Raw genomic sequence first — 9,192 nt, 5'->3', positions numbered from 1 at the left:
GTCGGCCCCGACGAGCGGCGGGCTGCCGAATGCGACACATTGTGAGCGCTAACAGAGACGTAACTCAAGGGGTCGCACGGGAGTTACCCGTTCTTGATGCAGGGCAGCGAGCCGGTCATGGGGAAATGAGCCGAAAGTTGTGAGCGTTAACACTCAAGGCGAGCGCACCGACTGGGCGTCTACGAACATGCCGTGAAGGAGGTGTCCGCCGGTCCCGGGCGGGTGAACCGCCGGCCGGCATCCCTCACCGAGCGCCGTGTGCGGGCGGGGGCGAGGCCGTCTTCGTCCGCGCCGGCGGTGGGGCGGTGCTCTTCCGGACGACGAGGCTGGTCGCGAGCTCCATGCGTGTCACCGAGGGCTCCCCCGCCCGCAGGCGGAGCAGCATCTGAACCGCTTCCTCGCCCATCTCGCGCAGCGGCTGGTGGACCGTGGTGAGCGGTGGGCTCGACCATCGCGCGATCATCACGTCGTCGTACCCGACGACGGACAGGTCCTCGGGGACGCGCAGCCCGCACACCCGGGCGGCCTCCATGACGCCGAGCGCCTGCAGGTCGCTTCCGGCGAAGACGGCGGTGGGACGGTCCGGCATCCGCAGCAGTTCCATCGCCCGCGCGTATCCGCCCTCGACGTGGAAGTCGCCGAACCGGACGAGGGAGGCGTCGTGGTCCAGGCCGGCCATGTTCAGTGCGGATCGGTAGCCGTCGAGCCGGGCCAGGGAACACAGCATGTCCTCGGGCCCCGTGACGATGCCGATGCGGCGGTGCCCGAGGTCGACGAGGTGGCGGGTCGCGGCGACGCCGCCGGACCAGTTCGCGGAGCCGACGGACGGCACGTCCGGTTCGGGATCCCCTGCCGGGTCGACGATCACGAAGGGGATCGACCGCGCGTCGAGCTGCCGTTTGACGGCGTCGGGGAGGGAGGAGAACACCAGGACCACGCCGATCGGCCGACGTTGCAGCACTCCTTCGATCCAGTCCGGCGCCGGGGCGTGCCGCGTGCCGCTCTCGGTGAGCACGACGCTCGCCCGGTGGGCCTTGGCGAGGTTCTCCACCCCCCGGATCAACTCCATGGACCAGGCGCTGTCGAGCTCGTGGAAGACGAGTTCGATGAGGGGCGCCTCCCTGGAGACACGGGTGGTGCGCCGATAGGAGTGCGCCTCGAGGAGCCGCTCCACCTTGCTGCGCGTAGCCGCCGACACGTCCTGTCGGCCGTTGAGGACTTTCGAAACTGTCGAAAGCGACACCCCGGCCTGCTGAGCCACCTCCGCCAGCGTGATCCGCCCGTTCTCCTCGCCATCTCGCATCTGCGCAGCATAAAGCACCACTCCGCGCCTCTACATAGTCACGCTTTGGTAACTCTCCGCCGAGGGATTGACCGGTTCACCACCACGACCCTAGCGTCCGGCGGCATGAAGTTTCGATTGAAGTGTCGAAACTCTTTCGAAAGGTGAGGCGATGAAGCGGCACGTACGGCTCCTGAGAACCGCTGTCGTCGGTGGGGCGTCGCTGGCCATGGTCCTGTCCCTGGCGGCGTGCGGCGGCTCGGGGGGTTCCGCCGGAGGCGGCTCGGACGAGATCCACGTGCTGGTGTACGGCGATGCCACCAACAAGGTGGAGAAGCAGCTCGTCGACACCTTCAACAAGACCTCGAAGGTCAAGGCGGTCCTCGACACCATCCCCGGCGCCGACTACCAGTCCAAGCTGCAGACGATCATCAGCGGCAAGCAGGCGCCGGACGTGTTCTTCAACTGGGGCGGCGGCAGCATCAAGCCCTACGTCGACGCGGGCCTCCTCATGCCGCTCGACGACTTCATCGCCAAGGACCCCGGCCTGAAGTCCAACTTCCTGCCGTCGGTCTTCGACACCGCGGTCGTCGACGGCAAGCCCTACGGCATACCCATGCGCGGCACCCAGCCCGTCCTGCTGTTCAGCAACAAGAAGGTCCTGGCGGACGCCGGCGTCACCGCGCCGCACACCTGGGACGAGCTCCTGGCCGCCGTCAAGGCCCTCAAGGCCAAGGGCGTCACCCCCATCGCCCTCGGCGGCGGCGACAAGTGGCCCACCCAGATGTGGTTCCAGTACGTCTACGACCGGGTGGCCGGACCCGAGCTCTTCCACAAGGCGGTGAACGGGGACAAGAGCGTCTGGGCGAGCGCCGACAGCAGGAAGGCCCTCGGCATGCTCAAGGAGCTGATCGACGCCGGCGGCTTCGGCACCAACTACGACTCGGTCAAGTTCACCGACGGCGGCTCGCCCGCCCTCCTCGCCACCGGCAAGGCCGCCTTCGAGCTCATGGGCTCCTGGGAGTACTCCACCCTCCAGGACGCCTATCCGGACTTCGTGAAGAACGACCTCGGCTACGGCACCTTCCCGACCGTCGAGGGCGGCAAGGGCGATCCGGGCGACCTCGCCGGCAACACCAACAACTTCTACTCGGTCCTGAAAAACACCGAGCACCCCGAGGCCGTGGCCGAGTTCCTGAAGCTCATGTACTCGGACGAGTTCGTCAAGGGCCAACTCGGTCTGGGGAACCTGCCCACCACCACCAACACCCCGAAGTTCCTGGACGGCTCCGCCAACCCCGCCTACTCGACGTACCAGTACGAGCTGGTGAAGAAGGCCCCCGCCTTCCAGCTCTCCTGGGACCAGGCCTATCCCCCGGCGGCCACCACCACCATCCACCAGGCCGTCCAGCAGTTCTTCAACGGTGGGACGGGCCCCGACGCCTTCATCGCCGCCATGCAGAGCCTGCCCGCGGCCTGAACCGCGGCCCGACCCCAGGAACGCCTGACATGACCACTGCCACAGCCCCCGCCGTGGGCGGCGACGAGAAGACCGCCCGGCGCGGGCGGCCCGGCCGCCCCGTGACCGGTGCGGGCCGCCCGGGCCCCGTCTGGGCGGCACCCGCCGCCGTCTTCTTCGGCCTGTTCGCCCTCGTGCCCCTCGTCCTGGTCGTCGTCCTGTCCTTCACCCGCTGGAACGGCCTCGGCTCCCCGGAGTTCGCCGGGCTGGACAACTGGAGCCGACTGCTCGACGACCCCGTGATGGTGAAGAGCCTCTGGCTGAGCCTGCTGCTCACCGTCCTCGGCGTCGTCGTCCAGACGCCGATCAGCATCCTGCTCGGCGTCTGGGCCGCCGGCCGGCAGCGCAACCGGGCCGTCCTGTCCGCCGTCTACTTCGTCCCGCTCCTGCTGTCCGTCACCGCCGTCTCCGTCCTGTGGCGCGCCGTGCTCGATCCCAACTTCGGCGTCCCCTCACAGGCGAAGTGGCTCTTCGGCGACGGCAACCTCTTCGGCACACAGGCCGGCGCCCTCGGTGTCCTCGTCTTCGTCAGCACCTGGCAGTTCACCCCCCTGCACACCCTGATCTACCAGGGCGCCGCGCGGTCCGTCCCCGAAGTCCTCTACCAGGCCGCCCGGATCGACGGCGCGGGCACGGTCCGCCAGTTCTTCCACATCACCCTGCCGCAACTGCGCAACACCATCGTGACCTCGGTGATCCTGATGGTGGCCGGCGGACTCACGACCTTCGACACCGTCCTGATCCTCACCCAGGGCGGACCGGGCACCGACACCACGAACAGCGCCTACTACATGTACCAGAAGGCCTTCAAGAGCTTCGACTTCGGAACGGCCTCCGCGATCGCGCTGCTCCTCGTCCTCGTCGCCGCCCTCGTCTCCCTGGTCATGGTGCGCCTGACCGGCTACGACAGGATGCGCAGCACCATGGAGGGCGTGTGATGAAGGACCGCCCCAACTACCTGGCCGGTTTCGGCTCGCTGATCTGGCTGTTCGTGGTCGGCCTGCCGCTGTACGTCATGCTGGTCGCCACCTTCCAGTCCCGGACGGACTACGCGGCGAACGGCCCTCTCGCCTTCCCCGAGCGCTTCACCCTCGACAACTACGTCGAGGACCTGGGCGGCGGCTTCGCTCAGTACCTCCTCAACACGGTCATCGTCACCGTCTGCGTGGTCGGCATCGTCCTGCTGCTCGTACCGCCCCTGGCGTACGCCATCGTGCGAAGCGACGGCAAGGCCACCGGCCGGGTCTTCCGCCTCTTCCTGCTCGGCCTCGCCATCCCCTCCCAGGCCGTGATCGTCCCGATGTTCTACCTCATCGACGAGGCCGGTCTCTACGACAACCTCGTCGGCGTCATCCTGCCGACCGCCGCCTTCGCGATGCCCGTCTGCACCCTGGTCCTCTCCGGCGTCATGCGGGACATCACGCCCGAGCTGTACGAGGCCATGACCGTCGACGGAGCCTCCCCGTGGAGGACCTTCCTGCAGCTGGTGCTGCCCCTCTCGAAGAGCGGCCTGTCCACCATCGTCGTGTTCTCCTCGCTCCAGGCCTGGAACGGCTTCCTGTTCCCGCTCGTGCTCACCCAGTCCTCGGAGAACAAGGTCATCACCATGGGCCTCTACGACTTCCAGACGGAACACGGCGTCGACATCCCCGGCCTCCTCGCGGCCGTCGTCCTGTCCATGCTCCCCATCCTTCTCGTCTACCTGTTCGCCCGTCGCGCCCTGGTCCAGGGCCTGATGGGAGTCGGAGGAAAATGACCGGCACCGTGGCCACCCAGCCCCAAGACCCGTACCCCGCCTGGCGCGACCCCGCGCTGAGCGCCGAAGTTCGTGCCGACGCGCTGATCCACGCGATGACCCTCGAGGAGAAGACCGCCCAGCTCTTCGGCGTGTGGGTCGGGGCGTCCGACGAGGGCGCCGAGGTGGCGCCGCACCAGCACGACATGGAGGAGCCGGTCGAGCTCGACGACCTGCTGCCCGACGGGCTGGGCCAGCTGACCCGGCCCTTCGGAACCGTGCCCGTCGACCCCGCGCTCGGCGCGCTCTCCCTGATGCGGACGCAAGCGCGGATCACCGCCGCGAACCGCTTCGGCATCCCGGCCGTCGCCCACGAGGAGTGCCTCGCGGGCTTCGCGGCCTGGGGCGCCACCGCCTATCCCGTCCCCCTCTCGTGGGGAGCCACCTTCGATCCCGCGCTCGTACGGGAGATGGCCGCCGCCATCGGCCGCGACATGCGCGCGGTCGGCGTGCACCAGGGCCTCGCCCCCGTCCTCGACGTCGTCCGCGACGCCCGCTGGGGGCGCGTCGAGGAGACCATCGGCGAGGACCCGTACCTCGTCGGGACGATCGCCACCGCCTACGTCCTGGGGCTGGAGTCCGCCGGCATCGTCGCCACCCTCAAGCACTTCGCCGGCTACTCCGCGTCCCGGGCGGGCCGCAACCTCGCCCCGGTCGGCATGGGCGCCAGGGAGCTCGCCGACGTGGTCCTGCCTCCGTTCGAGATGGCGATCCGGGAGAGCGGCGTCCGGTCGGTGATGCACGCCTACACCGACACCGACGGCATCCCCTCGGCCGCCGACGAGCGACTGCTCACCGGACTCCTCAGGGACACCTGGGGCTTCACCGGCACCGTCGTGGCCGACTACTTCGGCATCGCGTTCCTGAAGATCCTGCACGGCGTCGCCGGCACGTTCGGCGAAGCGGCCGGGGCGGCCCTCGCCGCCGGCGTCGACGTGGAACTGCCCACCGTCAAGACCTTCGGCGCCCCCCTCCTGGAGGCGGTCCGGCAGGAAGACGTGTCCGAAGAGCTCGTGGACCGCGCGGTCCGGCGGGTCCTCCTGCAGAAGATCCGGCTCGGGCTCCTCGACCCCGACTGGAGCCCGGTCCCCCCGGCCCTGCGCGGTGCCGACACCGCGGCCGACCCCGACGCCCTGCGGGGCACGGTCGACCTGGACCCGGCCGCCAACCGCGAGCTGGCCGGCCGCATCGCCGAACGGGCCGTCGTACTGCTCCGCAACGACGGCACCCTGCCGCTCGACCCGCGAACTCCTCGCCGGATCGCCCTGATCGGCCCCAACTCCGAGACTCCCACGGCCGTCCTCGGCTGCTACTCCTTCCCCGTCCACGTCGGCGGACAGCACCCCGACACCCCTCTCGGCATCGGCCTGCCCACCCTGCGCGAGGCCCTCGTGGCCGAGTTTCCCGACGCCGAGGTCCTCGTGGCACGGGGAACCGGCATCGACGACGCCGGGACCGAGGGCTTCGCCGAGGCCCTCGAACTCGCCGGCCGCGCCGACATCGTCGTGGCGGCCCTCGGTGACCGCGCCGGGCTCTTCGGACGGGGCACCAGCGGCGAGGGCTGCGACGCCGAGTCCCTCGTCCTCCCCGGAGCACAGCAGCAGCTGCTCGACGCCCTCCTCGACACCGGGACACCGGTCGTGACGGTCCTGCTGGCCGGCCGGCCCTACGCGCTCGGCCGCGCGGCCGACGAATCCGCCGCCGTCCTGCAGTCCTTCTTCCCCGGCGAGGCCGGAACCGCGGCCATCGCCTCCGTCCTCGGCGGACGGACCGACCCGAGCGGCCGACTGCCCGTCAGCGTGCCGCGCCACCCGGGTGCCCAGCCGTCCACCTATCTGGCCTCCCGCCTGGGACACGCGGGCGAGGCCTCCAGCATCGATCCGACTCCGGCCTTCGGCTTCGGACACGGCCTCACCTACACCACCTTCCACTGGAGCGGCCTGGACGTCGAGAACACCGAGGTCCCCACGGACGGCGAAGTGCGGCTCGCCCTCACCGTCGCGAACACCGGCGACCGCGCCGGCACCGAACTCGTCCAGCTGTATCTGCACGACCCGGTGGCCTCCGTGGTCCAGCCCGTGCAGAGACTCATCGGGTACCTGCGTGTCGACCTGGCGCCGGGCGAGAGGAAGCGGATCCGCTCGGTCGTCCCCGCGGACCTCGCGTCGTTCACCGGCAGGACCGGGGAGCGCATCGTGGAACCGGGGGAAGTGGAGCTGAGGCTCAGCGCCTCCAGCACGGCGCCGCGGTTGGTCGCCCGGGTCACCCTGACCGGCCCGGTGCGGCAGGTGGACCACCACCGACGACTGCATGCCGACTTCGAGGTCCTCCCGGACGCCTGAACCGACCGCTCGGGTGTGACGGCCGGTGCCGCCCGCCCGGGGCGGTCGGTCTCGGCGCCCGGGACGTCCGCGTCTTCGTCGCTCCTCAGCCCGTGGGGCCGGGGGGCGGAGGCGGCATGGCGGGCAGCCCCGGCGGCGGTTCGGGCCAGACCAGCAGGACCGGGCAGGGGGCGTGGTCGACGACGAAGCGTGCGGCGGGGCCGAGGCTGTGCGGTCCGAGGTGGGTGCGGTCGCCGTCGCGGGCCAGGATCAGCAGGTCGCAGCCTTCGGCCGCGGCGACGACCTCGTGCTCGACCCGTCCGGTGCGCTCGGTGCGGGTGCAGGGGCGGTCCAGGCGGTCGGCGGCGTCCTGGAGCAGCTGCTGCGCGGAGGCGGCGGCGAGGTGTTCCAGGCGTGTGCCGGGGTCCCTGCCCCAGCCTTCGGCCGGGCGGTGCCCCGCGGGGTGGCCGCGGCCGAGGAGTCCGGCGAAGGCTCCGTGCGCCGCGCCCGGGACGTCGGCCGGGGTGACGTGCAGCAGGACGGTGTCGGTGCCTGCGGGGGTGTGGGCGCGGGCGGCGTCCACACAGGCGGGCCAGGTGCCCTCGACGATCCAGACGACCACGGCCATGGGGTCAGCCTCCTCCGATGACGGTCAGCGAGAGCCACAGTGCCAGTACGGCGGCGGCCAGGCTCGCGGGGACCGCGTACACGCCGAGCCGGGTGAACTCCTTGAGCTCCACCTCGCCGTCGTGGGCGTGGACGATGCGTCGCCACAGCAGGGTGGCCAGCGAGCCGGCGTAGGTGAGGTTGGGTCCGATGTTGACCCCGAGCAGCACGGCGAGGACCGCGCCGGGCCCCGAGGGGGCGGTCAGCGGCAGGAGTACCAGGACCGCGGGCAGGTTGTTGATGACGTTGGCGAGGACGGCGGCCAGTCCGGCGAGGGCGAGCAGTTCCGGCAAGCCGGCGCCGTCGGGGATCAGGTGCCCCAGGGCGTCGTCGAGACCGTTGTCCACCACCGCCAGGACCACGATCCCGAGGGCCAGGACGAAGGCGAGGAAGGGCACGGAGGCGGCGCGGACCAGCGCCCGGGGCGTGGTGCGGCGCCGGATCAGGGCCCGTACGGCGAGGGCCAGCGCCCCTGCCAGGGCGGCCCACGCCGGGTCGACGCCGACCGCCGAGGTCAGCACGAAGCCGACGAGCGTGCATCCCACGGTCACCAGGGCGAACAGCGGCAGCGGCGGGGGTTCGACGGCGGCGGGGGCCTGCGCGCCGGCGTCCAGGTCGGTGGCGAAGAAGCGCCGGAAGACCAGGTACTCGACGCCGATCGCCGCCGCCCACGGCAGGGCCATCAGCGCGGCGAACCGGGTGAAGCTCAACCCGCTCGCCGTGAAGGCCAGCAGGTTGGTGAGGTTGGAGACGGGCAGCAGCAGGGAGGCCGTGTTCGACAGGTGGGTGCAGGCGTACACATGCGGTTTGGGGCGGGCGCCGATCCGGGCCGCGGTGGCGAACACCACCGGGGTGAGCAGCACCACCGTGGCGTCCAGGCTGAGCACGGCCGTGATCGCCGACGCGGCCAGGAACACCTGGGCGAGGAGTCGGCGTGGCCGGCCCGCCGCCGTACGCGCCATCCACGCCCCGCACGCCTGGAACAGCCCCTCGTCGTCGCAGAGCTGAGCCAGTACCAGGACGGCCGCCAGGAAACCGATCACCGGCCCGAGCCGTTCCGCCTCGGCCAGCGCGTCGTCGAAGGAGAGGGCCCCGGTGGCGATCACCAGCGCCGCGGCCGGGACGGCGACGACCGCCTCCGGCCATCCGAAGGGGCGGACGACCGCGCAGGCCAGCACGAGAACGAGCAGAGCCGCGGACAACGTCTCCGCGAGCTGGGGGTTCAGGATCGGGTCCTTCCGCGTATCGGCGGTCGGGCCGCCTGTGTCATCACGCGAACGTTACCCCGCTGGCTCCCGGTGCCCACGGCTTGACCCGGTACCGCTTTCCGACGGGCGCCCGTTGACGGTGTCGGCAGCCGTCACTACTGTGCGCTCCAGATCCCCGGCCCGTCGACCGTCGTTCGACCTTCCATCATATGGGAGCGCTCCCAAAGAGGGGGCCGCACCCCACAGGAGCCGTTCATGCCACTCTCTCGGTCGTTACGTCTCTCCACCGCCCTGCTGACGGGGGCCTCGACGTCGACTACGCCTGCGAGACGAAGATCGGCCCCAAGAACGCCGTCTCGCCCGTCGACATCAAGGCCGTGAAGAGCGGCGGCGGCTACACG

7 protein-coding genes and 1 pseudogene are annotated in these 9,192 nt (G+C 70.9%); 5 read left to right on the top strand and 3 right to left on the bottom strand.

The features are described 5' to 3' along the window. Window positions 1-244 precede the first annotated feature (244 nt). Complete coding sequence (locus ABZ318_RS37685; protein WP_356906932.1) at window positions 245-1,303, bottom strand: LacI family DNA-binding transcriptional regulator; 1,059 nt, start codon at window positions 1,301-1,303, stop codon at window positions 245-247. A 151-nt stretch (window positions 1,304-1,454) separates the two neighbouring features. On the opposite strand from ABZ318_RS37685, the gene ABZ318_RS37680 reads away from it, so the two are divergent. The 4 genes from ABZ318_RS37680 to ABZ318_RS37665 all read left to right on the top strand — a co-directional run bounded on the left by ABZ318_RS37680 (window position 1,455) and on the right by ABZ318_RS37665 (window position 6,938). After that, window positions 1,455-2,762 carry an extracellular solute-binding protein gene (locus tag ABZ318_RS37680; RefSeq protein ID WP_356906931.1) on the top strand — a complete coding sequence of 436 codons (1,308 nt, stop codon included), beginning with the start codon at window positions 1,455-1,457 and terminating at the stop codon, window positions 2,760-2,762. A gap of 29 nt (window positions 2,763-2,791) precedes the next feature. Then, complete coding sequence (locus tag ABZ318_RS37675; protein WP_356906930.1) at window positions 2,792-3,739, top strand: sugar ABC transporter permease; 948 nt, start codon at window positions 2,792-2,794, stop codon at window positions 3,737-3,739. Next, window positions 3,739-4,557, top strand: coding sequence for a carbohydrate ABC transporter permease (locus tag ABZ318_RS37670; protein WP_356906929.1), 819 nt, complete (start codon window positions 3,739-3,741; stop codon window positions 4,555-4,557). The genes ABZ318_RS37675 and ABZ318_RS37670 overlap by 1 nt, the downstream gene beginning before the upstream one ends. Window positions 4,558-4,652: 95 nt before the next feature. After that, window positions 4,653-6,938, top strand: a complete 2,286-nt coding sequence (locus ABZ318_RS37665; protein ID WP_356906934.1) for a glycoside hydrolase family 3 N-terminal domain-containing protein — start codon at window positions 4,653-4,655, stop codon at window positions 6,936-6,938. Between the two features lie 85 nt (window positions 6,939-7,023). On the opposite strand, the gene ABZ318_RS37660 is transcribed toward ABZ318_RS37665, so the two are convergent. Both ABZ318_RS37660 and ABZ318_RS37655 read right to left on the bottom strand, forming a co-directional pair. Then, the gene (locus ABZ318_RS37660; RefSeq protein ID WP_356906928.1) at window positions 7,024-7,545 is read right to left on the bottom strand and encodes a universal stress protein; all 522 of its coding nucleotides are present in this window, start codon (window positions 7,543-7,545) and stop codon (window positions 7,024-7,026) included. A gap of 4 nt (window positions 7,546-7,549) precedes the next feature. Beyond that, a complete protein-coding gene (locus tag ABZ318_RS37655; protein ID WP_356906933.1) occupies window positions 7,550-8,809 on the bottom strand; it encodes an SLC13 family permease in 1,260 nt (419 codons plus the stop codon). Window positions 8,810-9,000: 191 nt separating this feature from the next. Between ABZ318_RS37655 and ABZ318_RS37650 the strand changes: the two are divergent. Beyond that, window positions 9,001-9,192 (top strand): annotated as a pseudogene (locus ABZ318_RS37650) (hypothetical protein); the annotation flags it as partial.

The sequence above is a fragment of the Streptomyces sp. NPDC006197 genome (assembly GCF_040613865.1).
Classification (GTDB): domain Bacteria; phylum Actinomycetota; class Actinomycetes; order Streptomycetales; family Streptomycetaceae; genus Streptomyces.
Note: the sequence above shows the minus strand (reverse complement) of the source record. Positions and strands in the feature narration are given on the sequence as shown.

Coding starts and splice junctions, on each gene's coding strand:
- ABZ318_RS37675 (WP_356906930.1), top strand. CDS start 2,792: ATGACCACTGCCACAGCCCCCGCCGTGGGCGGCGACGAGAAGACCGCC.
- ABZ318_RS37660 (WP_356906928.1), bottom strand. CDS start 7,545: ATGGCCGTGGTCGTCTGGATCGTCGAGGGCACCTGGCCCGCCTGTGTG.
- ABZ318_RS37685 (WP_356906932.1), bottom strand. CDS start 1,303: ATGCGAGATGGCGAGGAGAACGGGCGGATCACGCTGGCGGAGGTGGCT.
- ABZ318_RS37680 (WP_356906931.1), top strand. CDS start 1,455: ATGAAGCGGCACGTACGGCTCCTGAGAACCGCTGTCGTCGGTGGGGCG.
- ABZ318_RS37670 (WP_356906929.1), top strand. CDS start 3,739: ATGAAGGACCGCCCCAACTACCTGGCCGGTTTCGGCTCGCTGATCTGG.
- ABZ318_RS37665 (WP_356906934.1), top strand. CDS start 4,653: ATGACCCTCGAGGAGAAGACCGCCCAGCTCTTCGGCGTGTGGGTCGGG.